The following is a 26,012-nucleotide window of genomic DNA, read 5'->3' on the forward strand; positions in this document are numbered from 1 at the left end:
ATGACCGAGGTTCGCACGCTGTTTACGGACCCCAAGACGGTCGCCTTCGAGGGCGCGTACGGCACCTGGCTGGTGTCCGGCGTCGCCACCAACCGGATTCGGGACCTGGTCGTGAACGCCGACGGCCTACGCGCTGTCCGCGACGAACTCGCGGCACAGGTCGAGGACGCAATCGTCGTGTTCGTGTCCGCGACGGACGAGGGCGGCCGCCTCGCGGCGTTCCGGAGCGTGACCAGCAGCCGGGACGTCTTCTACCTGGAGGCCTCGGACGGGACAATCGTGCTCACCGACCACTACCGGAACGCGGTGAGCCAGCTCGACCCCGCCGACCGGACCGTCGACCGGAACGCGGTCGTGGACCACCTCCTGTTCGGGTCGCCGGTGGAGCCGTCCACGTTCGTCGTCGAGATCGGGCGGCTCGGCCGCGGCGAATGCATGCACTGGAACGGCGTCGACCGCGAGTGGACGCGGACGCTCGTCGACAGACTGGACACCGTCGAGCGGTACAGTCAACGCGAGGCAGTCGGCGAACTCGACGACGCGCTCGCGAACGTCGTCCGCGTCGGCGTCCGCCCCGACGCCCGATCGATGCTCTCGGGCGGAGTCGACTCCACCCTCCTCGCGTCGTATCGGCGCGACTCGCCCCGCCCCGTGCAGGTGACTGTCGACGCGCCGGAGTACCAGCCCGGAGTCGACGCCGGTCGCGAGGCTGCCGACCTGCTCGACGCGTCCCGCGACGTCGTCTCGCTGTCGGGGAGCGCGTTCCTGGACTACCTCGAGTCGACCGTGGACGCGCTCGGACTGCCGCCCCGGTACAAACAGACCGTGCTCGTCTCGGCGGGATTGCAGTCGCTTGACCCCGGCCAGTACGTCGACGGCCAGGGGTCGGACCCGCTGTTCGGGCTGCCGGGCGTGAAGGCCGCGCGAATCGCCGACTGGACTGCGCCCCTGCTCGAGTCAAGTGTGGTCTCGCGCGCCGCCGACGCCGCTCCGGGCGACGTAACCGACGTCTACGATGCACTCGCTACTCGGCGGCGACAGCTTGCCCGGCCGGTCGCGAACCCGAAGTCGTTCGCGCAGACCCTCGCAGCCGACGTCGACCCCGACGCAGTCGCGGAGATATTCGACCCGCAGGTCGTCAGAGACCGTGCCCGCCGGCGCGTCGAGTACGCCGCCGAACGCGCGCGCTGGACGCGGAGTCGACGTTCGCGAGACAGGCAGCGACCGGGCACCTCGTGGAGTTTCTCTCCCACGACGCGGCGAATCGGCGGCGGCAGCTCGGATTCGGGCGGGGGCAGGACGTCGTCGCGCCGTTCCGCACGCGACGGGTCGCGCGAACCGCAATCGCGGTCCCGCCCGAGCGGCGATACGTGCAGGGGCTCCGTGCCGTGGGCGCGCTCTCGTCGAAGTACATCCCGAAGACGCTGCTGTCGCGGCGCCTCCCGGAGTTCAGCGGTCCACGGGAAACCGGCGACAGTTCGGTCCCCGTAGCGCGGTACCTGACCGACGGCCCGCTGCAGTCGGCCGTCGAGCGCTACGACCCGCCCGCGTTCCTCGCGCCCGCGAGCTACGAGCGCCACGTCCAGTCCGACGGGTCGCTGACGTGGGAGTTACTGACGTACAGCGTCTGGCGCGACCGAGTCCTCCGCGAACCCGACCTCGGACTCGTCCCGGGAACCGAGCGACGCTACCTGCGGTTGCCGATGGAGCCGGCGCCACCACCGACCTGAACCGCGAGAGGCGCTCCAGTTCGGTGCGCAGGTGCGGGAGTCGACGCCCCGCGGGTTCGAGGATCGGACGCTGTAGGTGCGAGTGTCAGAAGCTGACCCGGAAGCAGGACTCGACCGCAGACCCAGCGCTTGGGTCGGTTCGATGAACGGACGCGAAAAATTCGGCGGTTCTCCGAACGTCGAGGGCGGCCTAGCTCGTCCCGTTCTCGGTTTCGACGTCTATCGTGACCTGGTCGCCGTCCTTCAGGACGTACGTGCTCGGGTCGACCGATTCACCGTTCACTTCGATGGTGAACGACGTGCCGGGGTCGCTGCGCTCGTAGGTCGTGTTGTCGTACGTGATGCTGTCCTCGGTGACGTTGATGCCAGCGAGGGTGCTCATGCCGTACTCGATGGTCACGCTCCACGAATGCGCGTGCCACAGCGGCGCAGAGTCGCCCTCGAAGTGGAAGTGCTGGTTGTGGCCGGGCGTCTCGTATTTGGGCTTGCTGAAGTTCACGTTCTCGCCGTCGACAGTCATGTTCACGTGGCCGTGGACGTGCAGTTCGTCGTGGTCGATGTGGTCGCCGGGGACGGACTGATCGAGCGGGTGCGTGATCGCGACGACCCAGACCTCGTCGCCCTGCTGGAGGACGTACTCGTCGGCGTCGACGGATTCACCGTTCACGCGCACCGCGACGTTGGTGTCGTTCTCGGTGTCCTGGTACGTCGTCCCCTCGTACTCGATACCGTTCTCTGTGACGTTCACGCCGAGTTTCGACAGCCCCTCGGCGAGCGTGACGTCCTCGTCTGTTCGCTGCCACTCCGCGGTTGCGCCCGCGTCTTCGATCCAGAACGACGAGGTATCGTTGGCCTCCGAGGCCGCAGACACGTCGAGGCGTTCGTCGTCGACGACGACCGCCATCCGCCCGCTCGCTGCCGCCGAACGGGTCTCACCGTCGCTCGTGCCGTTGTCCGTGTCGGACTGGGTCGTCGTCTGGCCCGTGTCGGACTGGGTCGTCTGTTCTTCGGTCGGTTGCGTAGTCGAAGCGTTCGTTTCTGTCTGCGTGGGCTGTTCCCCGGACGTGCCGAACCCGGCACAGCCCGCAGTGACCATCAGAACGGCCACTCCGATGACAATTCCGTAGCGTCTCACAGTCGGCTGGCTATCAGCCATGCTGTGTTCGCCGGCCCGTAGCGTGTTTATTATCTGCCTGTTAGGCAGCCGGCTTACGAGCAGTGTAAACCAGTTCGTCGACGCAGCGACCGGTGGCCGCCACACCTCCCCCCGCCGAACGCGGCTTACCCCTCGTATAGTAAAACGGGAGGGGTGTGTACCTTCCCCCGTTCAAATGCCGACTGTCAGCGTCGTGGTCCCGACGTACAACCGGGCGCGCATGCTCCACCGGAGCGTCGAGAGCGTGCTCGCACAGACCTTCGAGGACTTCGAGTTGATCGTGGTCGACGACGGGTCGACGGACCACACGAGGAACGTGACGAACAGCTACGACGACGACAGACTCACCTACATCCGGCACGAGACGAACCGGGGCGCGAGTGCCGCCCGGAACACCGGAATCGAGCACGCCTCCGGCGAGTACATCGCGTTCCTCGACTCCGACGACGAGTGGCTGCCCCGGAAGCTGGAACGCCAGGTCGCAACGCTGGAACGCCGGCCGCCGGAGTGGGTCGCGGTCTACTGTGGCGTGGAGATCGCCGACGACGCCGGCGTCCTCACGGAGTTCGCCAGAGCGGCCGGCCTGTGCCGGCTGGCGGAAACGGAGGGCGCGGAGGGCGGCGCCGAGCTCGTGAAGGACGTGCTCCTCGACCGACTCCACACGAGCGCCGGCTCGACGCTCCTCGTGAAGGCGAACGTCGTCGACGCAATCGACGGGTTCGACGATTCCTTCCAGCGGTTCCAGGACCCCGAGTTCCTGATTCGCGTGCTCCGCCAGGGGAAACTCGCGTACGTCGACGAGACGCTCGTGCACCGGTACGACACGGGGCGACCCCCAGCATCGATCATCGAGCGCTCGGACCGAAAGTACCTCGCGAAGTTCTCGGACACTGTCGACGCCCTCGAGCACGACGGCCACGACGTTCGAGGCGTCCACCACCGCTTCCTCGCGAAGTTCTACTTCCAGGACGGGCAGTTCCGCGAGGCACTCCGACACACGCGACGAGCGTCGGTTCCGGGCGTCCGCCAGTTTCCCGGACTGCTCCAGGCTGTCGTCTCCGGCGTTACGCCGTCCAGTCCGTGACCGGCGGTCGGCGACCGTTCTCAGCGTATTCGGCCACTGTTCGCGCAACATCCTCCCGGTCAACCTAATTTAAGTGCGTTCGGCCGCTTTTGTCCGAGTAGCTTGACAGTCGACCGCTCGAGGTCTGACGACTCCGGCCCGGGAACGACTCGCCGGCGTCGCGAGCACGTGGTCGCCGTCCTGGAGCGCGAGAAGACGCCGATGACGATCGACCAGCTCACCGACTACGTCGTCGAGTGGGAGGCCGAGCGCTCGACTGCGCAGTCGCCGGACCGACGCCAGGTCAGGACGGAACTCCACGACGTCGACCTGCCGGCCCTCGACGACAGGGGCGTCATCGAGTTCAACAGCCGGGAGGGACTGGTCGGCCACCACGACGCGGAATCCGACTCACCGGTCAGCACCGAGGCGTCGACACCCACCGACTCGGAGCAGCCGGGTGACCGACGGCGGTGGCGACCGTTGCTCGCCACGCTGGGCGTGACGCTCTCGGCGACCGTCCTCGCTGCCCTCGTTCTCGGGGAAACGGTTGCGGCCGTCCTGGTCGGTGTGCTGGTCGGGGTCGCCTCGGTCGGTGCGGCCGTCTATCGGCTGGCCCGGCGTCCCGACGCGGGCGGGTCGTGACACGGCGCGGGGCGCCGTCCGGTATTCTAACAAACTCATAATAAAGCCAGTCTGGCGCGGACGAGCGCATAGTGCCAGTACTAAGCAAGCGAACGGCCCCCGTACGCCAGTGCGATGGACCGCAGTCGGGCACAACTCGGCACCGAAGCGAGTGCTGCCGTGGTCGAAGCGGCGCCGACTGCCGTCCTCGTCGTAGCATCGCCGAGCACTGGTGTGGTTGCACCGACGCCGGGGTGGTCGCGGCATGACTCAGTCCAGGCAGTCCCCCGACCACATCTCGATTGCGGCCCCCGACATCGGCACCGAAGAGACCGAACGCGTCGTCGACGTCCTCGAGTCCGGGCAGCTCGCGGAAGGCAGCGAGGTGGAAGCGTTCCAGTCGGAGTTCGCCGACCAATCGGGCGCTACCCACGCCGTCGCCACGTCGAACGGAACGACGGCCCTCCACGCCGCGCTGGAAGCCGTCGGCGTCGGCGACGGCGACACGGTCGTGACGACGCCGTTCTCGTTCGTCGCGAGCGCGAACGCGATCCGGCTCGCGGGCGCCGAACCCACGTTCGCGGACGTCGATCCGGAGACGTACACGCTCGACCCCGACGAGGTAGTGGAACGCATCCGCGCCGAAGCCGGCGGCGTCGACGCGATTCTGGCCGTCCACCTCTACGGACTCCCCGCTGACGTCGACGCACTCGAGGCGGTCGCCGACGACCACGACGTACCGCTCGTCGTCGACGCCGCGCAAGCCCACGGGGCACGGTACGACGGCAATCCCGTGGGTACGCACGGGGACGTCGCGTGCTTCTCGTTCTACCCGACGAAGAACATGACCACTGGCGAGGGCGGGATGATCACGACCGACGACCAGGACATCGCGAGGAACGCCGCGCGCTTCGTCAATCACGGCCGCGACCGCGCCGGCTACGAGCACGTCGACGTCGGACACAACTTCCGGTTGACGGACATCGCCGCCGCAATCGGCCGGACGCAACTCGAGAAGCTCCCCGAGTACAACGAAGCGCGCCGGCGGAACGCGGCGATGCTCGACGAGCTGCTGGCCGACACGAACCTGGTGACGCCGACCGAGCCGAACGGCCGCAGGCACGTCTACCACCAGTACACCGTACGGTGTGGGAACCGGGACGAGGTGTCGTCCGCCCTCGAAGCCAACGCGATCGACACCGGCGTCTACTATCCGATCCCGATCCACGAACAGCCGGCGTTCGATCACGTCGACTGCGACGCGCCGGTCGCGGAGACGGTCGCCGACCAGGTGCTCTCCCTGCCCGTCCACCCCGGCCTCTCGGACCGCGACCTCGAGCGGGTCAGTCGGGTGCTCTCCGAAGAGGTGACAGTCGCCCATGTCTGAACATCCCGTCCGCGCGGGCGTCGTCGGCGTCGGCAGCATGGGGCAGAACCACGCACGCGTCTACGATTCGCTGTCCGGCGTCTCGCTCGTCGGCGTCGCGGACGCGGACGAGTCGCAGGCGGCCGCCGTCGCGGCAGCCTGCGGAACGACCGCGGTCGAAGACGACGTGCTGTTCGAGCAGACTGACGTCGTCTCCATCTCGGTGCCGACGCAGTACCACTACGACATCACGCGGCGCGCACTGGAGGCCGGGGTCGACGTGCTCGTCGAGAAGCCGTTCGTCGCCGAGCCAGCGGAGGGCCGGGAGCTCATCGAGTGCGCCGAACGGAACGATGCGATAATCCAGGTCGGTCACGTCGAGCGGTTCAATCCGGTCGTGGAGGCCCTCGAACGCATCGTCTCGAACCTCGACGTCATTGCGACGCACGCGCAGCGCCTGAGTCCGCCGCCGGACCGGGACATCGACGACACGGCGACGATGGACCTCATGATCCACGACATCGACCTGGTGCGGACGCTCGTCGACGGATCCGTCGAATCCTGTGGCGCGTTCGGCGCCGCGAACGGCCGCTACGCCGTCGGCACCCTGCAGTTCGACTCCGGCGTGGTGTCGAACCTGACCGCGAGCCGGGTGACCCAGGAGGAAGTCCGCCAGCTCACCGTCTCCGCGAAGACGTGCCGCGTGAAAGCGGACCTGCTCGAGCAGACGGTCGAGATTCACCGTGATTCGGCGGCCGAGTTCGCCGACGACATCGGGGACGTCGACTGCCGCGGCGAGGACGTCGTCGAGCAGATCGCCGTCCAGGACGCGGAACCACTCGAGCGAGAGCTCCGAGCGTTCGTGGAGGCCGCCCGCGCCGGTGCGGAGCCGCGCGTGACCGGCGAGGACGGCCTCCGCGTGCTGGAGATTGCCCACGCGGTCGAGAGCGACCGCGTCCACGGCGAGCGTCGGTCGGATCGGTCCGAAGTCATGCCGAGCTGAGGGTCAATCCCCGCTCAGTCACGGAGTTTCGCTTAACGGTACTGTAACGCGGCGCTTATCGGATTTATAGTGAAGGCGTCTACGTGCCTGTCCCCGACACGTCATGACTGGCAGTACGACGTTCGAACACCAATCGCGTCAGAGATGGCCTGTCGCCACGGACGCGTCCGTCGAGGGACGACGGCAGACGCAGCGAGACACATGACGGTGCCAACGACCGGCGCCGACTGTGCGATAGATCCCGACGCCACTGTCGGCTACGAGTACGACGGCGCGTCCGAAGCCGCGCAGCTCGGAGACGACGCGCGGGTCCGCTCCGGCACGATAATTTACGCCGACGTCGAGGTCGGCGACCGGTTCCGGACCGGCCACAACGCGGTCGTTCGGGAGGACACGACAATCGGGGACGACGTCCTCGTCGGTACGAACGTGGTCGTCGACGGGCGGACGACTATCGGGTCGAACGTGAGCATGCAATCGGGCGTATACGTCCCCCGGAACACGGTCGTCGGCGACGACGTGTTCCTCGGGCCGTACGCGGTCCTGACGAACGACCCGTACCCGCTCCGGGAGGAGGTCGAGAACGTCGGCCCCACCATCGAACCCGGGGCATCGGTCGGCGCGAACGCGACGCTGCTCCCGGACGTCACCGTGGGAGCGGACGCATTCGTCGCGGCCGGCGCAGTCGTGACCCGGGACGTTCCCCCGAACACGCTCGCAGTCGGCGCGCCCGCCGAGTACCGCGAACTACCCGAGGTCCTCGACGGAGGGAACGGCCGATGACCAGCGCGCTCGACGAACGCGTGAAGCTCTACGAATCGGATCTCGCGGCGGACCGCCAGCGCTCCGTGTTCGTCTCGGGACAGGTGCCCGTCGGCGTGTACGGACTCGGGAAGATGGGGCTCCCGCTCGCGGCGGTGTACGCGGAAACCACTGGCAACGTCGCGGGCGTGGACGTCGACCCCGAGGTGGTGCGGTCCGTGAACCGCGGCGAGAATCCAATACAGGGGGAGCCCGGTCTGGATAGCCTCGTCCGGGAGAACGTCGTCGAGGGGGCGCTCGAAGCATTCACTGACGGCGAGAGCGTCGCCGAGGACGTCAGCATCCACGTCGTCATCGTCCCGACGCTCGTCGACGACGACGACAAGCCGGACCTGTCGGTCGTCAAGAGCGTCGCGGCGGACATCGCGGCCGGACTCGAGCGTGGCGATATGGTCGTCTTCGAGTCGACGCTCCCGCCGCGGTCGTGCCGGGACGAACTGCTCCCGCTGCTAGAGGACCGCAGCGGGCTCGACCGCTCGGAGTTCGGCCTGGCGTTCTGCCCGGAGCGGACGTCCAGCGGCCGCGCGCTCCGAGACGTCCGCGGCGCCTACCCGAAGGTCGTCGGCGGCATCGACGGCGAGAGCACGCGCGTCGCAGAACTGATCTACGGGGAACTCACGAACAACGACGTGATTCCCGTCGCGGACGCCACCACGGCGGAGGCCGTGAAGGTCTTCGAGGGCGTCTACCGCGACGTCAACATCGCGCTCGCGAACGAACTCGGACGGCACGCCGACGAACTCGGTATCGACGTCGTCGACGCCATCGAGGCCGCGAACACGCAGCCGTTCTGCGAAATCCACACGCCCGGCGCGGGCGTCGGCGGGCACTGCATCCCGTACTACCCGCACTTCCTCATCCAGCGATTCGAGACGCCCAGCCACCTCATGGAAACCGCACGGGAGACGAACGAGATGATGCCGCTGTACACGACAGAGCTCGCGCTCAACGGCCTCCGCGAAGCGGGCGTCCCGCCGAGTGAGGCTGACGTGGCGGTACTCGGGTTGACGTACCGACCAGGAATCGCCGAAATCCGTTCGACGCCCGCGCTCCCGATCGTCGAACACCTCAACGACGTGGGCGCGGACGTCACCGCCGTGGACCCCGTCCTCGACGACTACACGGCGTTCGAGGACGTCGGCGCGACCGTCGAGTCAGTGACCCGGCTCGAAGACCACACGTTCGACGCCGTCGTCCTGGTGACCCCCCAGGACGCGTTCGCGTCCGTGGACGTCAGGTCGCTGCGGCGGCCCGGCGGGCAGTTACTCGTAGTGGACGGCCGCCAGGAGTTCACGCACCTGCGTGACGCGGTGGACGTCGACTACCGCGGAGTGGGGTTGCATGACTGAGACGTCCGAGGACGTGGTCTGCGTGGTCGGTCTCGGGTACGTGGGGCTCCCGCTCGCGCTCGCGTTCGACGAGTCCGGCCTCGACGTTGTCGGGTACGACGTCGACGAGGCGAAGACGGCCGCACTCACTGACGGCACGGACCCGACCGGCGAAGTCGGGGACAGCAGGATCACGGCCTCGAACGCCTCGTTCACGCACGATCCGGCGGCAATCGGTCGCGCGGACTACGTGATCGTCACCGTTCCGACGCCGGTCGACGACATGCAGAACCCGAATCTGGAGTACGTCGAGGCGTCCGGCCGCACCATCGGCGAGTACATCACACCGGGGACGACTGTCGTCCTCGAGTCGACAGTGTACCCTGGGGCGACGAGGAAAGTCCTGGTGCCCGCCATCGAAGCCACCTCCGGGTACGCGGTCGACCAGGAGTTCGCTATCGGGTACTCCCCCGAACGCGTCTCACCGGGCGTCGACGGACGCGGGGTCGAGGACGTGAGCAAAATCGTCGGGGCCGGTCGCGAGACGGTCCGCGAGGACCTCGTGTCGCTGTACGGCCGAATCGTCGACGCCGAGATACACCCGGCGCCGGACATCGAGACCGCGGAGGCCGCGAAAGCCATCGAGAACGTCCAGCGGGACATCAACCTCGCGCTCATCAACGAACTCGCGATGGCCTGCGACCACATGGACCTCGACACCCACGACGTGCTCGAAGCGGCGGGGACCAAGTGGAACTTCGACGACACCTACAGCCCGGGGCTCGTCGGCGGGCACTGCATCCCCATCGACCCCCTGTACCTCGTCTACCGCTCGGAGAGCGACGGTTTCTCGCCGAAACTAATCCTGCAGGCCCGCGAGATCAACGAACACGTCCCCACGCACGCCGCGCGGCTCGCGTTGCGGGCGCTCAACGACACTGGGCGCGTGCTCGCAGAGAGCAGCCTGCTCCTCCTCGGACTCGCGTACAAACCCAACGTCGCGGACGTGGAGAACTCCGCGGTCGGCGGCGTCGTCAGCACGCTGCAGTCCTACGACGTGACGGTCGGCGGCTACGACCCGCACGCAGACGACGCGAGTATTCGACGGACCTTCGACGTCGACGTCCACGACTCGGCGGACTTCAGGGGGTACGACGGCGTCGTCCTGACGACTGCCCACGACGAGTTCCGGGACCCGGACCTCGCGGCGATGGCCGCGGACCTCGACGACGACCCGGTATTCGTCGACGTTCCCGGAATCGTCGACCAGCACCGAGCCGAAGCAAACGGATTCGTCTACGACAAGCTATGACCGCCAGACCAGTCACACGGACAGACCGCACGCGGGCCCTCGACGAGGTGGTCCTGTCGTGGACGTCGTAATCAGCATCCAGCACCCCGGACACGTCCACCTCTACCGGTACGTCGCTCGCGAACTCCAGTCGCGAGGCCACCGAGTCCACGTGTTCGCCCGCGACGAACCCATCATCCGGGCGTTACTGGACACGTACGGCCTGGAGTACGAGGCACTGGCGGGCCCCGGCCGTTCGCCGGGGCCGCGGGCAGTCGGCCAACTCGCCTACGAGTGGCGGCTGCTCCGACGCGTCGCGCCGCTGTCACCGGACGTCATGACCGCAGTCGGCGGCGTTTCCGTCGCCCACGTGTCAAAGCTCGTCGGCGCGAGGTGCGTCGTGTTCACCGACACCGAGCACGCGACGCTCACGAACGCGCTCGCGTTCCCGCTGGCCGACCGCATCTGTACGCCGCGGTACTACCGGGACGACCACGGTGCGAAACACCACCGCTACGACGGGTGTCACGAACTCGTCTACCTCCACCCCGACCGGTTCACACCCAACCCCTCGATACTCGACGAAGCGGCGGTCGACGCGGACGAACGGTACGTCGTGTTGCGGTCGGTGGCGTGGACCGCCGCCCACGACGCCAACAACGGCGGGTTCGACGACGTCGCGGAGGTCATCGAGCGCATCGAGAGCACCGGCGCGCGCGTCCTCCTCACTGCGGAGGGCGACGTCCCGCTGGGCTTCGCCGACCGCTGCGTGGACATCCGTCCGCACCAGATGCACGACCTGTTGTACTACGCCGACGCGTTCGTCGGAGAGGGCGCGACGATGGCCGTCGAGAGCGGCGTCCTGGGTACGCCTGCGGTGTACGTGAATACGCTCGAGACCGGGCTCACGGACGCACTCGCCGAAGAGTACGGCCTGCTCTTCCGCTGTCACGGCGACAGCCGCCAGGAGCGCGCCGTCGAGCGCACCGTCGAACTGCTGGAGCACGAAGCGGAATACGACTGGGAGCGCCGCCGCGTCGACCTCCTCGCGGACGTCGACGACCCCCTCGAGGCGGCAGTGAACGAGATCTGTGGCACGGCCTGAGATGCACGTACTCCAGATCGTCACGACCGCGTCGCCGTTCTTCGAACAGCAGGTGGAGGCGCTGGAAGCCCGCGGCGTCGACTGTACCACCGTCGAGGTTCCCGACGCCGACGGGACGCCAGCCACCCTCGACGCCTACCGGCAGTTCTACCAGCGCGTGCTCCGGGAGGGAATCGGTTCGTACGACCTCGTGCACGCGAACTACGGGCTCGTCGGACCGTTCGCGCTCGCACAGCCGACGCGCCCCGTCGTGCTCTCGCTGTGGGGCTCGGAGGTGCTCGGGGAGTCGAGACGACTGACGGCGGTGAGCACTGCGGCCGCGCGAGCCAGTGACGCCGTCGTGCTCCCGTCGGAACCGATTTCGCGAGCGTTCGACGTCCCTCACCGCGTGATTCCGTTCCCCGTGGACACTGAGACGTTCCGGCCGATTCCGCGGGCTGCGGCCCGCCAGCAGGTCGACTGGGAGCCGGACCCCCGGATCGTCCTGTTCCCGTACCACCCCGATAGGGGGGTGAAGAACTACCCGCGTGCGGAACGTATCGTCGCGGCGGTCGACGACCGCATCGAGGACCCGGTCGAACTGCGCTGGATCTGGGGCGTCCCCCACGACGAAGTGCCGCTGTACATGAACGCCAGCGACGCGGTCCTCGTGACCTCCGACCACGAGAGCGGCCCGATGGTCGTCAAGGAGGCCGCCGCCTGCAACGTGCCCGTCGTCTCCACGGACGTCGGATTCGCGTCCGCCGTGCTGGACGGCGTCGAACACTCCCACGTCTGCAGCGCGGACGAGGGCTTCGTGGACGCCCTCACCGACGTTCTGGCGGCGGGCGAGCGGTCGAACGGCACGTCGACGCTGGAACTTCCGGACAGCGAACGCACGGGCGAACGCCTCCACGACGTCTACCGGAGCGTCGTCGAAGCGTAACCCGCGTTGGACGTTCCGAAGCGTTCTCTCCGCGGATACTACCGACGACCGCTCGGGCGGAGGGCCGCGGATGAACCGTCCGCCACCGGAGCGGAGACAGACACCGATCGTCGCTGACCGGTGGGCGAGACGCCGGTGGGTTACAGGCGCGCCTCGATCCAGTCGAGAATCGCGTCGGTCTCGTGGTGCGGCGGGGTCGTGTCGCCGTCGAGTTCGAGTTGCGGCACGAACGAGAGGCCGAGGTCTGCGGCGGCCGCGGTCGTCTGCCGGACCGGACGTTCGTAGCTGTCGTCGTCGACGCGCGCGCTGACCTTTCCGTGGTTCCTGACGCCCGCCGCTTCCATTGCGTCAGTCAGGGCGTCCAGCGACGTCCAGTCGAGCGCCGACTGGTTGTCGAACACGTACTCGAAGAACGCCCAGTAGCTCTCGGGCTCGACGTCCCAGACGCCGAGTGCGACCTTGGAGACGAGGTCGTTCGACGGGTCCTCGAGGACGTACGATTCACTCGGGTCGTCGGGCTGGTGGGCGACGTCGCGGTACCGGACGTTCAGGTCGCCGGTCGCCACGAACTCGGTGCCGATGGCTTCGAAGTTCCCCTGGACGAACTCCTGCGTGTACGGGCACTTGAAGTTCCCGTAGACTGTCGCAGTCGGATTCCCGGGGTCAGTCCCCGTCACGCCGTACGTGTACTCGTCGACGCCCTGGGGGAGCGGCGGCCCGGTTCTCGGTTCGCCCGCGTCGTCGTCCGCGGCTTCGTCGTCGCCCCCGCTGATCGCGTCCGGCATCGCACAGGTCCCCGTGGAGTCGATGCCGCTGACGTCGACGTCACCGCCGCCGGCGACGACCTGTCCGGGGACGTCGATGGTCGCGTTGTCGACGGCGCAGTTCTGCGCTGTGTCGGTGAACACGAGGCCGTCGCGGTCGGTCCCAGTCTGGTGGACGCAGACGTCCTCGACCACGACGTCGTCGCGCCGGATCGAGGCCGCACCCCGGTAGGCGCCCCCGCCCGTGATGGCGACGTTCTCGATGGTGGTCGTCCCCGGGTCGTCGATACCGGTCGGTTCGTCGACGAACACTGCGAAGCTCGTGGAGTCGCCGCCGGAGCCGACAATCGCGTACGCTTCGCCGATGTAGATGCGGGAGTTCCGCAGGCGGAGGCGACCACCGGAGTACGCGTTGACGACGCCGCCGCCGCCCTGGCCGCTCTCCATGACGATCTCGCAGCCCGAAACCTCCACGGGGCCCGGGCCGTCGGCCACCCGGATGCCGCGGGAGTTGTCGTGCTCGGGGTGGGGTTCGTCGACCGCGACGGTCGCGTTGGTGACCGAGCTGCCGGGGCTGCCGAGGCGGATCTGGGCGATGTCGTTGTTCTTGTACACGCCCCCCTCGACGTGCACCGGCCCTTCGGAGTGCGAGGCGTAGAGGCCGTTGTTGCCGAAGCCCTCGACGTGGCAGTCGCGGAACGTCACCGTGCCCTTGGAGTCGACGTAGACGCCGACGGCCGTCTGGGGTTCACTGCCGTCGGGCATCCGGAGGTTCTCCACGTAGCCGTCGCCGTCTTCGTCCCAGATGGAGACGCCGAAGGCGGTGTTTTCGCCCTCGTGGGACCCCTTCTTGCGGACGTCCCGGACGACCAGGTCGTCGTAGGCGGAGAACCCGACTGTCGGGTGGTGTTCGTCGGCCGTGTTGTCGAGGACGAACCCCTCGAAGCGGAAGTCGCGCAGACTCGCACCGCCGATCCAGACGTCGACGTCGTAGTCGGGGCCGGGGACGAGTGTCGCGTTGTCGCCCACCACGGCGACGTTCGTCGCGCCCGTGAAATCGAGGTTGTTGGCGACGTAGCGACCCTCCGGGAACCGGATGAGCGTGTCGTCGTCGACGTGTTCTTCGACGACGTCGTCGACGGGGTCCTCGCCGGTGGGGTCGGCACCCTCCTCGACGACGTCCACGACTGTGTCGTAGTCCGACGCGAGCGTCGCCGCACCCGTTCCGACGAGCGACAGCGATCCGACCGCGACGCCAGTGCTCTTCAGGAGTGAGCGCCGTGACAGCGTGATTGGGTCTGGCACAGGGGAGACGTGGGAAGACGCAGAGATATAACTGACGGAAATACTACATGATACATTCTTTTCATGGGTCAGTTGTTCCACATGTTGGTGCTAGTTGGTTGTTCCCGGCGTTAAAGCCAGTCCAAGACCCCATGCAAAGAGAACATATTCAATTTATTACGTACCGGCGCGGCCGTAGAACAGCGGGTGCGTTCGAGACCCGAAACGCGCGCCGGTGGACGCACGTCAGACCGCCGCCACGACGGACCGCTACACCAGCCCCGGACCCAGTGCAAACCGGGATTAGACACTGTACAGCCGGCTCTTACACGACATATAATAAACCGGCCCCCGCCAGAATCCGAATGCGATGGGTTGGTTTGCGCGCAGACGCCTCGACCGCGTCGTAGCGGTACTCGGATTGCTCGCCGCTCTCGGCATCTTCCCGCTCCGGTTCGTCGTCTCGCACGTCTACGCGACGACGCTGCCACTCGTCCTCGGACTCGCGTCCATCCTGTACCTGCTCGCGACCAGGACCGACTCCGCGCTCGACTACCCGCTACCCACTGTCTCCACGACCACCGCACGGGCGCTCGAAGCACTCGCGTTCGGCGGCGTCGCCGCCCTGTTCGCGTACGGCGGCATCGTCGGACAGCGCACGATTCTGTTCTACGACGGCGCGGCCCTCGTCGGTTCGCTCCTGTTTCTCCAGATCCTGTTCGTCAGGGACACCGACCTGCGCCCGGGGGTCGTCCTCGCGGAAGTGCTCGCGCTCGCGTTCGCCGTCCGCTTCGTCGGCCTCTACTCGTACACGAGCTACATCGGCATCGACGTCTGGTCGCACATCGCCTACGTGGAGGGCATCAGAGTCCAGGACTCCCTCCGCGCGATGAACACGAAGTACGTCGCCTCCCCGTTCTACCACCTGCTCGTGGCCGTGACGGCAGACTTCACCGACCTCCCGAATCGCGAGGCGCTGTACCTGTCGGTCGGCGTCGTGGTGACCCTCGCGTCCGGACTGGTCTACTACGGCGCGCGCCGGTTCACCGAACCCCGGTGGGCGCTGTTCGCCACGGCGCTGTTCGCGATCAGCGCGCAAGTGATCCGCTGGGGCCTGCACGTCATCCCCACCAGCCTCGGGCTGGCGTTCTTCGTCGTCTTCATGACGTACCTCGCGCGCGTCCTCCAGGAGTACCGGACGCGCGACGTCGGCCTCCTGGTCGGCGCCATCGTCGCGGTCACTCTCACGCACCAGTTGTCGGCGTTCGTCACGCTGGTGGTGGTGACGCTGGCGTTTCTCACACAAGTGCTCGTCCAGAGCGACTGGATTGCACCCGAGGGGGAACCGGTGAATGTGACCGGCTTGCTCGCGTTCTCGGCCGGCTTCGTCACGCTGGACTGGAGCATCACGCCGTACTCCGGCGAGTCGTTCACGAGTGTGATGTTGCTCCGCCTGCGGAACACGCTGTTCCGATCGACCGAGATGCTGGACGTCTCGAGTTCGAAGAACGTCTCCTCGACCGCGGGCGCCGAGAGCGCGACCCTGCTGACGAAAGTCGTCGCGTACATCGACATCTTCGGCTTCCTCGCGTTCCTGTTCGTTGCTGGCCTTGGGGCGTACTACGTCCTCCAGTCCCACAACCGGACCCACGACCGCCTGTTCCAGGTCGCCACCATCGGCGTCATGTCCGTCGTCGTCCTCGCGCTCCCGATACTCGGCGTGAGTCTGTTCCTGCCCGGGCGCTGGTACGCGTTCATGTACGTGCCGATGGCGATCGTCGGCGCGCTCGGGCTTCGGTATCTCGTCTACCACCTGAATCCGCGGCTCGTCGCGGTCGGTCTCGTGGTGTTCGTGCTGGTGCTCCCGGGGACGATGCTCGTCTCGGGTGCTGCCACCATCGACAACCCCGTCTTCGATTCGAAGCAGCCGCGGTACGCGTTCACCGAGTCGGAGGTCGACGCCGTGGGAACCGTCGGCGACGTGACGACAGCCGAGACACCGCCCATCTACACGGACGCGCCGTACACGGCCATCTTCCAGCGGACGGACACCCACACGACTGCGACGATGCAGGTGCCGAGAGGTGGCCGCGCGGTGAACGAGCTGGTCCTGTACCGGACTTACCAGTCGGAGGGCGCGCCGCTGGTCGCAGACGAGAACAGGACGTCGCGACTGGAGCAGGTCTCCCGCGAACAGGTGTGTCCGTCCACCCGGAGTCACCTCTACACCACGGGAGACGTGTCGCTTTGTAGACTGGAGTCGTGACGAGGCCCCTCTGAGCGGTCGGCGTAACGGCCCGAATTCGGTTCTGTCGCTTCTCGGAGAACAAGTTTTCGATATAACTTTATAACTTGTAAAATCGTGGGGATTCCTGACAATCGGTAGACGGCGCTATCCTCCCCCGGACATACCTCCACCGGCTGACTATTTTACAACCTTAGTAATTAGGGAAAAAACTATTAAGACACATCTAATGGTGGTTAGCGTGTTCGACGCCACCACCCCTAGCGGACACTCTCACAGTCGTAGAAGCTATCTGAAAACTACCGGTGCGGCGCTCGCGGGACTCACGTTCGCGGGCACTGTTTCGGCCGAGACGTCCCAGTACGACACGGTCGTCGATATCGTGGACGCGGGTGCCGACCCCACCGGCGAGGAACCCATCGACGACGTGCTCGCCGAGTACAACGTGGACGACACCCGCATCGAGTTCCCAGACGGGCGTTACAAACTCAATAAACTCGGGCTTTACAAACGTCGTAACTTCGCGATGGTCGGGACGGGCGACGCCACGCTCGTCCCGGGGCCCGATTACGACCGCGACCTCTGGATCGGCGGCGGGTTCGTCAGAGACCTCCGTTTCGAGGGATTCGTCCTCGACCACTCAGCGGAGAACACGGACCCGCAGGTCGCCTTCGGCGGTTTCGACAACGTCGTCGTCCGCGACATCACCAAACGCGGCTACCACGACGGTGAGACGACGGCATTCGGGTTCTCGGCCTGGGACGAGAACGGTCACATCCTCGTCGAGAACCTCCGGATGGCCGACGGCAGCATCCCCCAGGACCCAGTCGGCATCTACGTCAACACGACCGGCACGGTGACGTTCCGCGACTGCCACGTCGAGGGCTTCGGCAACAACGGCCTCTACGCTTCGTCCTCTGACGGCCCGGTCCAGGTCGAGGGGGGCGTGTACAAGAACAACGACATCGCACAGATCCGCCTCGGCAGCCCCGGCAGTTACGTGAAGAACGCGAAGGTCGTCGTGGACGACGACCACATGGACCACGACAACTCCCGCGGCATCCGGGTGGCCGACGGTCACGGCCCCGTCGACATCGAGGGCTGCGAGATCGTCATGGAGAGCGGCCAGGGCGGCGGCGGCGTCGTCGGTGCGATGTCCGGCGGGAACTTCAACCTCAGCAACTCCCGCATCTACGTCAGCGAACAGTACACCAGCGTCGGTTCCAACGGGACCCGGGGCGCCGGCGCCATCCTCGTCGACGAACCCACCGAGATAACGGACCCGGGAACGAATACAATCCAGAACGTCGCCATCACGGGCGAAGCGAAGTATCGCTCCGCAATCTGTCTGCGCCGGGACAACAACGTCATCAAGGACGTCTGTATCCACCAGACCGGCGACTACCGGGACGGCGTCGTCGCCGAACGGGACGCATCGAGCAACCGCGCAGAGAACGTGAACATCAACGTGCCCGGCACCGAGATCGTCGACGACGACGGCGACATCTCTGTCTCCGGACTCACACTCGACGACGCCTGTGCGTTCCCGAGCGGTGTCACCGGGATGGAGACCACGTCCACCGACACGAACTCGCTCGCCGATGCCCCGTGGCCCAGCGGCTCCAGCAGGCTGACGTACGCGACGATGGGACACGACGACACGGTGACCGCTGACGTGTTCATGGGGTTCGAGGACAGCGAGGACGAAGAGGCGGCGCTGTTGGCGATGCCCCACCTCCTCCAGGAGTTCGTCGAGGCCGGCGAACTGAACGTTCGCTTCCGCCCCTACGGTCTCGAGAGCGAGCGCGGCGAGTTCCTCGCGGGCCTGCTCCAGGGCGTCTGGGACCACGAGTGGTCCGAGTTCTGGGACTTCTTCAGCTGGGCGTACGAGAACCACCACGCCTACGACCTCGACTCCTACGAGAGCGGCAGTGACTTCCTCACGGCGTTCGGCATCCGTAACTACGGCAAAATCACCGTGCGGGCCCTCGAGAACTACTACGCCGACACCCGGGCCGACACCGCAGACGTCGCCGCCGAGCACGGCATCCCGGAGGGGATCCCGTGTATCCTCCTCGACGGCGACATGACGTGGGTCGACCGCGACGACCCCCACGAGCGCGACGACCTCGATGCCTGGATTCGCGAGCGGCTGTAGTACAACCGGCAGCGGTCGTCGTCTCTCAGGAGCCGGCGACCCCGAACAGCCTGCGGCGGCGGCGACCGCCAGAACCGGGTTCGGTGTCGAGGCAGCCACGTTTTGTGTACGCGCCACGAACAGGGAGGCGTATGCGGTCTGCCCTCCCCGCCGTCACTGTCGCCGCCCTGCTCGTCCTCGCCGGCTGTAGCGGCGCCGACCCGATCCCAGATGGCCCCGACGAAACGACTGACTCCGTCGAAGCGTCGCCGTATCCGCCAGGCGTCAACGAGTCTGCCGTCGTGTCGACGAACACACTCCTGGCCGCCCACCAGGACCGGACGCGGCAGGCGGGCGCCGTCGTCGAGGTGACCCAGTCGGTGACGCTGCCAGATACCAACGGCACCGTGACACTCCAATCCCTGTCCACCGTCCGCAGCACGCCTGGGTTGACCAGGGTCCACCGCCAGCAGCAGTACGAGGTGTTCGGCGACGACGGCTCGGTGGTCACCAGATACCACGCGACGTACGCCAACGAGTCGGCCATCGTGACCCGAGCGGGCAGCGGGGAGAACGTCACGGTGACTACCGACCCCGCCGAGCACCGCAGCGAGTTCGTCGCCAAGCAGGTGACTCGCATCGACGTTCTCAGACAGACCCTGACTGGGCACGACTTCCAGGTCGTGGACACGGACCGCCGCGACGGACGGACGGTGACGACACTCGTCGCCCAGGAGACGGAGTTCACCGAGGACGGCAAGCGCGTGTTCGACGCCACCGTGGAAGTGGCGTCCAGCGGCCGCATTCGCTCGCTGTCGGTGACGCGGAACGACGACGCGAACACGGCGGCGTACAGGCGACAGATGGACGTCACGTGGTCGAACGCGACGGACGTCGACCCCCCGTCGTGGGCGCCGTGAATGCAGGACTCGGTGCGTTCGAGGCCCACGCGTCGTCCGTCCGGTCGGTCAGTACACGACGTACAACAGCAGGTAGACGACGATGCCGAGCGCGAACGACACGAGCCACAGCGCAGCCGCGACGCGGCCGACTCGAGCGTGGTTCGTCGCGGGGATCTCGCAGACATCCCGCGTCCCCGCGAGCAAGAGCGCGTAGTACACGAGCGGGATGCAGACGATTGCCAGCCCCATGTGGACGACCAGCACCGGGAGGTAGACGAACGAGTACACGACGTCCGGACCGGCGAAGTGCGTGGTCCCCTCCACGACGATGCGGTAGAGGTACAGCGCGAGGAACGTCGCGAACAGCACGGCTGACGTGCCCATCGCCGCCCGGTGTCTGGACACGTTCCCGTTTCGGATCGCGCGCACGCCCGCGAGAATTGTGACGATGGCGACGGCGCTCAGGACGGCGTTGACGGTCGGAATCGCGGCGAGGACGGCGTCTGGCGCTCGCGGCAGGAGCGACGCGGGAACGACCCCGCGGACGGCGGCGACCACGAGCGCGAGCGAGACGGCCGAGAGGACGGCCGTCAGCGACGTGACGTTGCGGCGAGCGAACCCGTCTGGCATACCCGTGGCTGGGGCGAAGAGCTACTTGAGACTTGTTCACCCGGTCCGTTGACTGACTCCACGGGGATGCGCCACGGGCAGCACTGCCGACGCCTAGATTGCGTCCTTCAGGCGGTCCAGCAGGTCCTCGGTGGCGTCGGTCTTGCTGTACAGCTGGACCGCGCCGCTCTGGTAGAACCCGAGGGTGAGGTCCCGGCCGTCGTGTACCAGCTTCGTCCCGAGGAAGTAGACGTTCGAGCCGTACTCGTCGAGCAGGCCGTCGACGTCCGCGTCGCCGTCCAGGCGGAGGAAGCAGTCGCCGTCCGTGTGCGCCATCGGGGAGAAGTTACGGATGCGCACGGACGTCGGCGTGGCGTCGAGGTCGCTGGCCTGCAGAGCACCGTGCAGCGACGGGACGTCGATAGTGTAGTCGCCGAACGTCGCGTCGATTTCGTCGAGGGCTCCGAGGTGCTGTTGGACCGAGCGAGCGTCTGCGCGACTCGCGAACACCTCCAGGAGGTCGTTCGCGAAGTCGATGCGGAACGGCACGAGTTCGGTGCGGTCGACTTCCTGCTCGGAGACGTCGCCGGTGCCCGCGTCGTACGCCTCGACCGTCGTCGGCGACGAGACGACGAGGTTCGCGGAGATGGCGTCCTGCTGGAAGGTGTCCGTGGCGAACCCAGCCGCGTCGCCGTCCGCGTATTCGGCGTTCTGTAGCGCGAGTGCGACGTCGTCGTAGGTCGTGTCCGTGAACTCGATGGTGGAGAGTGTGTCGACCAGCGGCGAGTCCGCTATCATACCACACCCGCCAGCGCCCGGCCTCAAGACGTTTTCCAAATGTTCGTCGCAGTGTCATGCCGAGCGCGGGGACGCAGCCTCGACGGGGTGAACGCCAGGACCCCTTGTGGCGTCGTGACCCACACTCGCAGGCAGGCGCCCAAATCGTAGGGGTTTTAATTGGTCGGTGGGTACGGTTGATTGCGAACGCACGTAGCGAGCGTGGGTAGCCAAGCTAGGCCAAAGGCGCAGCGTTGAGGGCGCTGTCCTGTAGAGGTTCGCCGGTTCAAATCCGGTCCCACGCATCGCACCGGGGTGTAATTCCCCAGACGCGATGCACGGTGATTCCCCTCCCGGGACATCACCCACGCACAATCCTTCCGAGAACCACACTCCGTAGCAGTAGTGCTGGCTGTGTGCAACCGGGACCCCGACTGGAGACTCGACACTGCCTAGTCGCGCTGCCGTCGAAGGATACGCGTCGCCGGCGAGCCGTCCGCGGACAAGGAGAAACAGCCGATTACTCGGTGTCGGGGGCTTCGATTGCGTCGTCGAGGCCGTGCTCGCGGGCGTTGTCGGCGACGTACGTGGTTACGTCGCGGTCGTCGTCGTTCTGGAGGCGCCGGTCGGGGCCGTCAGTCCGGCGTTCGGTGATCGTGTCGCGTCCGGTGAGGTCCACGAACAGGGACGCGTAATTGTTCTCAGTCGTCTGCGACATTGCCCTGGGTGGCGAACGAGGTGCCGAAGGAGGCGGTTGCGTCTGCGTCCGCGGGCGAGACCGAGAGGGAGATGCCGTCTTCGGTGTCGATGGAGAGTGTGAGGTCGTCGAGGCCGCAGGCGTACTCGCTGACGTGCTTGCCCGACTGGTGGATGCGCAGCGACTCGTCGAGCAGGTCGGCGTCCGAGAGAATGTCGACCTTGCGGTAGGCAGTGGACTGCGCGAGGTCGCAGGCGTCGGCGATCTCGTTGACGGTCAGCGAGCCCTCGCACGTAGCTTCGAGGATGTCGCGACAGTCGGCGTCGTCGACCGCGTCGAGCACGCCCTGGATGGCGTCGCTGTCGGTGAATTTCGTGGGTTCGTCTGCGGGCTTCGAGCGGAACGCGGCCGGCCGGTGACTCTGGCTCATACTACGAGGAATGCCCTCCGGGGGGAGGAGTGTACGACCCCTGTATCGCGGGGGGTTTAAGTACGAACGGACGGTTCCCGGTTTCTGGAGCCGCGCCAGCGGGGTTCGGTGGGCACGTACGTGCCGCCGAGAAGCGCACTGACTACCGAGACCGGAGGGACTGTCGCAGGCGCGCGCTGCCGCAGCGGCGCGGACCGTCGCGGCTGTGTGGGCTGTCGGAGCGGGACGGGCTGGCGCGGCTGCGGCCACCGCAGGCGTCAGCCGTCTTCCTCGAGAACGTCGCCGAGCAGTTTGCGCTGGGCCGCCGTGAGGTGTTCGGTGAGCGTGGACGCCGTGATTCCGAGTTCGTCTGCGACCTCGCCGGCGTTCGCGCCCCGCGGCTGTTCGAAGTACCCCATGTCGTAGGCAGTCTGGAGGACCTCGTACTGGCGGGCGGTGAGCTTCCCGCGGTTCACGAACACCGTGTCTCGGGACGTGCCGCCGGTCGGGGCGCGCACCATCCGCTGGATGTCGACCTCGTGGAAGCGCTCGCGGAACTCCGCGACGATGGCCTGGAGTTGCTCGAAGTCCCGCGCGTGGAAGACCACTTCGAGGTCGCCCGAGCGCGCGAAGAACCGGTCGATGGGCGTGTCGTACTCCCCGAGGCAGACGCACGGGCAGTCCGCGTCCGCGTCGTGGACGACGCGGTGGAGGTGGCGGTCCGCGTACTCGAAGACCGGGTCCTCGTAGTCCTCGGGAACGGCCTCGGCGTCGACGAGGAACTCCGTGACGCAGGTGGCGTCCGACGCGGCCGCGACGCTCGTGGAAACGTCGCTGATGACGGTGTTCGCGCGCTCGGAGAGCGACGCGACCGGACAGACCGGTGGCGCCGGGAACGCAACCGTCACGCGAATCCCGCCAGTCATCGTGTCGGCGTTGGCCGCGTCCGCACTTGAGCGTGCGGGTCCAAGCAAACCCCTGGCGTGTGTGCCGGCAGACGGCAGCGCCGAGTCGGCAGGACGACGCGGAGAAGCAGCCGAATGCGGACGACGAGGACGCCGTTGCCCGTCGGTGCGTCGTCTGTGGAGCGCGGCGTCAGCGGCCTCGAAGCCGGCATCCGATCGCGTTCAATCGTGGCGCGGCTCGCTGAGTTCGATGTGTCGGCCGCTGATGGAGTCCGTCCGGAGTTCGTACAGTTTGATGTCCAGTTCGGGTTTCGAATCGCCCCAGATCTCGAACAGCGGGCGCTTGGCGTCCCCGTACTGTTCGATGTGCTCGACTGTCATCGCGTCCCGGGGTACCTCGACCAGTTCGCCCGTGACTACGACGCTTCGGTACGTCGGTTCGGCCTCCTCGTAGACGACGAGTCGCGCGTCGGGGTTCGAGGAGAGGAACTTGCGTTTCTCGCTGTCGGGCGTGGAGACGAGTCGAAGGTAGAACGTTCGCTCGTCGGCGTCGTACCCGTAGGAGATGGGGATCGCGTACGGGTCGTCGTCGCGAGCGAGCGAGAGAACGCCAGTCTCGTGGCGGCCGAGGAGCGCGTCCGTCTCGGACTGCGACATCTCGGTCTGCTTCTCCAGGGCCATAGTGGATATCCCGTCCTTGTTCGGGAATATCTTTATACTTGCCCATCCGCGTTCGTCGGACTCCCTGAGAGGCCGAGAAGTGGAGACACAGGCGCCAGTGAGGGCGTTTGCGTTCTCGGTGTCGTCGTTACTGGTCGAGTGACTGGCTGGACGTCGAAAATGCGGCGGGTGTGAGTTCAGCCCCGCAGACGACGCATCCGTTCTCCAGGAGCGCGTCTTTCATCGCGGGATTGACCTCCATGGACTCACCGCAGTCCGGGCAGACGAAGGTGAACTCCTCACTGGCGGTCATCAACTGAGCGTATGCTCGCTCCCCGTAAATGAACCCCCCTGTTTCCAAATCTCTGGGAAGTCCTCACAGCCTGCCGGGTCGACGGGAGTGACCACCCGAGTTCGCCCGTGAGCGCGGAGACCCGAGACTCGCAGCGGCCGGACAGCGACCAGGCGACCGCGAACCACCCGGTGCAGGACCAGCGAACGGCACGCGGTCGGTGGCTTCCCGGGTTCGTGCGTCGCGAGTCGGGGTCGACCTGGCGTATCCGGCCGACAAGCGGGGTATTAAAATGTCGGCGCCTCCATACAGCAGCGTATGCCGAAGTATTCGACCGGTGGCGCCGGCAGTGGCGGCGGCGGCCAGACCTGCGAGCTCTGCGGGTCGGCGTCGGACTCGCTGCAGTCGGCGAACGTCGCGGGCGCGGAACTCACAGTCTGCCCGGACTGCGCGAGCAGCCACGACGAGACCCCGGACACCGAGCGGGAGACGGACCAGGAACGCAAGAAGCAGGCCGCGCAGAACACGGCCCGCGCACTCGACAAGGCGACCGGTGACTCCAGTCACTGGGAGGAGAACGGGACGGACTACGAGCGCGACCAGCTCCCGTACCTGGTCTCGGACTACGGGGAGCGCGTCGTCCGCGCCCGCCAGGACGCCGGCCTCCAGCGCGAGGAGCTCGCAACGGAACTCGACGTCGACGAGTCCGACCTGCTCGCCGTCGAGCAGGGCCGCGCCACGCAGGCGAGCGTCGGCGGATCGGTGGTCGCGGCGCTCGAGGACTTCCTCGACGTGCAACTCAGCGACGAGTAGCGGCGATTCGCTTTTCTACCGGGAGCGACTCCCGACGCGTATGGCAGACACACTGGCACCCAGTGACCCGTACACGACGTCGTTCGTCGCGACGGTGACGGGCGTCGACGGCGATGCGGTGACGCTCGACGAGACGTACTTCTACCCGAAGGGCGGCGGCCAGCCGGCCGACCGGGGCACGCTGGGCGGCGCGTCAGTCGAGCACGTCGAATCCACTGGCGGCGACGTCGTCCACCATCTCGCCGAGGCCCCGGACGTCGAGGCTGGCGACGAGGTGCGGGCGGAGGTGGACCCGCAGTTCCGGCGGTACTGCCGGCGCGCACACACCGCGAGTCACGTGCTGTACGGTGCGGGCCGGCGCGTCCTCGAGGACCTCGGGTACGGCGGGTTCGACATCTCCGAGGAGAAGGTGCGCGTGGACTTCGAGACGAGCACCGACATCGACGACGACGTGCTCGTGGAACTGGAGCGGTTGACGAACCGCGCGGTCTGGGACTCCCACGACGTCTCGTGGACGGAGATTCCAGCGGAGGACGCGCGCGAACGCGAGGACGTGGCGTTCAACACGAAGACCGAGGAGGGCGTGATGGCGGACGCGGATACCGTTCGCATCGTCACTGTCGAGGACTGGGACGTCGCGGCCTGCGGCGGCACCCACGTCGGGAACACCAGGGAAATCGGTCCCGTCTCGGTGCTCTCGCGGTCGAACCCCGGCGAGGGGTTGACGCGCGTGGAGTTCACGGTCGGGCCGTCGGCGGTCGAACACCGGGCCGACGTCCGGCGCGCGACGCTGGACGCCGCGGCTGCGCTCGGCGTTCCGGAGGACGAACTCGGGGCGGCCGTCCAGCGCCTGCAGGCCGACGCCGCGGACCTCGAAGCCGAACTCGAGGACCTCAAAAGCGAGGTGCTAGACTCGCGCGTCGCCGGCCTCGACGCCGTCCAGAAGGACGCGCGACCTGGCGGGTGGGAACGGTCGACGGCTTCGACGCGAACGCCGTCGGCGAGGCCGCGAAGGACGCCGTCGAGACGGACGGGGATGTGGTCGCTGTCGCGGGCGGCGACGGTGGCACGTACGTGGTGGTCGCTGCCGGCGACGACGCGCCCC

At 67.2% G+C, this 26,012-nt stretch carries 24 protein-coding genes, 1 tRNA gene and 1 pseudogene; 17 read left to right on the forward strand and 9 right to left on the reverse strand.

What is annotated here, in order from left to right:
• Window positions 1-1,491 carry an asparagine synthase-related protein gene (locus GRX66_RS02795; RefSeq protein ID WP_159525168.1) on the forward strand — a complete coding sequence of 497 codons (1,491 nt, stop codon included), beginning with the start codon at window positions 1-3 and terminating at the stop codon, window positions 1,489-1,491.
• Complete coding sequence (locus tag GRX66_RS02800) at window positions 1,389-1,730, forward strand: hypothetical protein (RefSeq protein ID WP_159525169.1); 342 nt, start codon at window positions 1,389-1,391, stop codon at window positions 1,728-1,730. Before GRX66_RS02795 ends, GRX66_RS02800 begins: the two co-directional genes overlap by 103 nt.
• A gap of 190 nt (window positions 1,731-1,920) precedes the next feature.
• Here GRX66_RS02800 and GRX66_RS02805 read toward each other — a convergent pair whose 3' ends face one another.
• A complete protein-coding gene (locus GRX66_RS02805; protein WP_159525170.1) occupies window positions 1,921-2,826 on the reverse strand; it encodes a hypothetical protein in 906 nt (301 codons plus the stop codon).
• A 235-nt stretch (window positions 2,827-3,061) separates the two neighbouring features.
• On the opposite strand from GRX66_RS02805, the gene GRX66_RS02810 reads away from it, so the two are divergent.
• The 9 genes from GRX66_RS02810 (at window position 3,062) to GRX66_RS02850 (ending at window position 12,413) form a co-directional block, all read left to right on the forward strand.
• Window positions 3,062-3,970, forward strand: a complete 909-nt coding sequence (locus GRX66_RS02810) for a glycosyltransferase family 2 protein (protein ID WP_233745258.1) — start codon at window positions 3,062-3,064, stop codon at window positions 3,968-3,970.
• A gap of 102 nt (window positions 3,971-4,072) precedes the next feature.
• Window positions 4,073-4,594: a DUF7344 domain-containing protein gene (locus tag GRX66_RS02815; protein WP_159525172.1), complete on the forward strand. Its 522-nt coding sequence runs from the start codon at window positions 4,073-4,075 to the stop codon at window positions 4,592-4,594.
• Window positions 4,595-4,838: 244 nt separating this feature from the next.
• A complete protein-coding gene (locus tag GRX66_RS02820; protein ID WP_159525173.1) occupies window positions 4,839-5,960 on the forward strand; it encodes a DegT/DnrJ/EryC1/StrS family aminotransferase in 1,122 nt (373 codons plus the stop codon).
• The gene (locus GRX66_RS02825; RefSeq protein WP_159525174.1) at window positions 5,953-6,942 is read left to right on the forward strand and encodes a Gfo/Idh/MocA family protein; all 990 of its coding nucleotides are present in this window, start codon (window positions 5,953-5,955) and stop codon (window positions 6,940-6,942) included. The genes GRX66_RS02820 and GRX66_RS02825 overlap by 8 nt, the downstream gene beginning before the upstream one ends.
• A 201-nt stretch (window positions 6,943-7,143) precedes the next feature.
• The gene (locus tag GRX66_RS02830) at window positions 7,144-7,725 is read left to right on the forward strand and encodes an N-acetyltransferase (RefSeq protein ID WP_159525175.1); all 582 of its coding nucleotides are present in this window, start codon (window positions 7,144-7,146) and stop codon (window positions 7,723-7,725) included.
• Window positions 7,722-9,113, forward strand: coding sequence for a nucleotide sugar dehydrogenase (locus tag GRX66_RS02835; protein ID WP_159525176.1), 1,392 nt, complete (start codon window positions 7,722-7,724; stop codon window positions 9,111-9,113). The genes GRX66_RS02830 and GRX66_RS02835 overlap by 4 nt, the downstream gene beginning before the upstream one ends.
• Window positions 9,106-10,404: a nucleotide sugar dehydrogenase gene (locus tag GRX66_RS02840; RefSeq protein WP_159525177.1), complete on the forward strand. Its 1,299-nt coding sequence runs from the start codon at window positions 9,106-9,108 to the stop codon at window positions 10,402-10,404. The genes GRX66_RS02835 and GRX66_RS02840 overlap by 8 nt, the downstream gene beginning before the upstream one ends.
• Before the next feature lie 58 nt (window positions 10,405-10,462).
• Complete coding sequence (locus GRX66_RS02845; RefSeq protein WP_201292894.1) at window positions 10,463-11,488, forward strand: DUF354 domain-containing protein; 1,026 nt, start codon at window positions 10,463-10,465, stop codon at window positions 11,486-11,488.
• A gap of 1 nt (window position 11,489) precedes the next feature.
• On the forward strand, window positions 11,490-12,413 hold the full coding sequence (locus tag GRX66_RS02850; RefSeq protein WP_159525178.1) for a glycosyltransferase: 924 nt from the start codon (window positions 11,490-11,492) through the stop codon (window positions 12,411-12,413).
• Window positions 12,414-12,553: 140 nt separating this feature from the next.
• Here GRX66_RS02850 and GRX66_RS02855 read toward each other — a convergent pair whose 3' ends face one another.
• Complete coding sequence (locus GRX66_RS02855) at window positions 12,554-14,482, reverse strand: thioredoxin domain-containing protein (protein WP_159525179.1); 1,929 nt, start codon at window positions 14,480-14,482, stop codon at window positions 12,554-12,556.
• Window positions 14,483-14,831: 349 nt separating this feature from the next.
• Between GRX66_RS02855 and GRX66_RS02860 the strand changes: the two genes are divergently transcribed.
• The 3 genes from GRX66_RS02860 to GRX66_RS02870 all read left to right on the forward strand — a co-directional run bounded on the left by GRX66_RS02860 (window position 14,832) and on the right by GRX66_RS02870 (window position 19,763).
• Window positions 14,832-16,727 (forward strand): glycosyltransferase family 39 protein, encoded by a 1,896-nt coding sequence (locus GRX66_RS02860; protein ID WP_159525180.1) that lies wholly within the window; start codon window positions 14,832-14,834, stop codon window positions 16,725-16,727.
• Window positions 16,728-16,935: 208 nt separating this feature from the next.
• On the forward strand, window positions 16,936-18,864 hold the full coding sequence (locus GRX66_RS02865) for a DsbA family protein (RefSeq protein ID WP_159525181.1): 1,929 nt from the start codon (window positions 16,936-16,938) through the stop codon (window positions 18,862-18,864).
• A 131-nt stretch (window positions 18,865-18,995) separates the two neighbouring features.
• Window positions 18,996-19,763, forward strand: a complete 768-nt coding sequence (locus GRX66_RS02870; RefSeq protein ID WP_159525182.1) for a hypothetical protein — start codon at window positions 18,996-18,998, stop codon at window positions 19,761-19,763.
• A gap of 48 nt (window positions 19,764-19,811) precedes the next feature.
• Here the strand turns inward: GRX66_RS02870 and GRX66_RS02875 are convergent, their stop codons facing one another.
• Together GRX66_RS02875 and GRX66_RS02880 are read right to left on the reverse strand one after the other, a co-directional pair.
• Window positions 19,812-20,375, reverse strand: a complete 564-nt coding sequence (locus GRX66_RS02875; protein ID WP_159525183.1) for a DUF420 domain-containing protein — start codon at window positions 20,373-20,375, stop codon at window positions 19,812-19,814.
• A gap of 93 nt (window positions 20,376-20,468) precedes the next feature.
• Window positions 20,469-21,152, reverse strand: a complete 684-nt coding sequence (locus GRX66_RS02880) for a hypothetical protein (RefSeq protein WP_159525184.1) — start codon at window positions 21,150-21,152, stop codon at window positions 20,469-20,471.
• Between the two features lie 199 nt (window positions 21,153-21,351).
• On the opposite strand from GRX66_RS02880, the gene GRX66_RS02885 reads away from it, so the two are divergent.
• Window positions 21,352-21,436: transfer RNA gene (locus GRX66_RS02885), tRNA-Leu, on the forward strand.
• Between the two features lie 215 nt (window positions 21,437-21,651).
• On the opposite strand, the gene GRX66_RS02890 is transcribed toward GRX66_RS02885, so the two are convergent.
• From GRX66_RS02890 to GRX66_RS19405, 5 genes are all read right to left on the reverse strand, one after another.
• The gene (locus tag GRX66_RS02890; RefSeq protein WP_159525185.1) at window positions 21,652-21,849 is read right to left on the reverse strand and encodes a hypothetical protein; all 198 of its coding nucleotides are present in this window, start codon (window positions 21,847-21,849) and stop codon (window positions 21,652-21,654) included.
• Window positions 21,833-22,258 carry a winged helix-turn-helix domain-containing protein gene (locus GRX66_RS02895; RefSeq protein ID WP_159525186.1) on the reverse strand — a complete coding sequence of 142 codons (426 nt, stop codon included), beginning with the start codon at window positions 22,256-22,258 and terminating at the stop codon, window positions 21,833-21,835. Before GRX66_RS02895 ends, GRX66_RS02890 begins: the two co-directional genes overlap by 17 nt.
• A 257-nt stretch (window positions 22,259-22,515) precedes the next feature.
• The gene (locus GRX66_RS02900; protein ID WP_159525187.1) at window positions 22,516-23,163 is read right to left on the reverse strand and encodes a helix-turn-helix domain-containing protein; all 648 of its coding nucleotides are present in this window, start codon (window positions 23,161-23,163) and stop codon (window positions 22,516-22,518) included.
• Window positions 23,164-23,364: 201 nt separating this feature from the next.
• The gene (locus GRX66_RS02905; RefSeq protein ID WP_159525188.1) at window positions 23,365-23,823 is read right to left on the reverse strand and encodes a pyridoxamine 5'-phosphate oxidase family protein; all 459 of its coding nucleotides are present in this window, start codon (window positions 23,821-23,823) and stop codon (window positions 23,365-23,367) included.
• A 127-nt stretch (window positions 23,824-23,950) separates the two neighbouring features.
• Window positions 23,951-24,115, reverse strand: coding sequence for a DUF7560 family zinc ribbon protein (locus GRX66_RS19405; protein ID WP_201292895.1), 165 nt, complete (start codon window positions 24,113-24,115; stop codon window positions 23,951-23,953).
• 297 nt (window positions 24,116-24,412) lie between these two features.
• Here GRX66_RS19405 and GRX66_RS02910 point away from each other — a divergent pair, with 297 nt between their 5' ends.
• Together GRX66_RS02910 and GRX66_RS02915 are read left to right on the forward strand one after the other, a co-directional pair.
• Window positions 24,413-24,907, forward strand: a complete 495-nt coding sequence (locus GRX66_RS02910) for a helix-turn-helix domain-containing protein (protein WP_159525189.1) — start codon at window positions 24,413-24,415, stop codon at window positions 24,905-24,907.
• Window positions 24,908-24,947: 40 nt separating this feature from the next.
• Window positions 24,948-26,012 (forward strand): annotated as a pseudogene (locus tag GRX66_RS02915) (alanine--tRNA ligase-related protein); the annotation flags it as partial.

Source organism: Halobacterium bonnevillei (genome assembly GCF_009831555.1).
Taxonomy (GTDB): Archaea; Halobacteriota; Halobacteria; order Halobacteriales; family Halobacteriaceae; genus Halobacterium; species Halobacterium bonnevillei.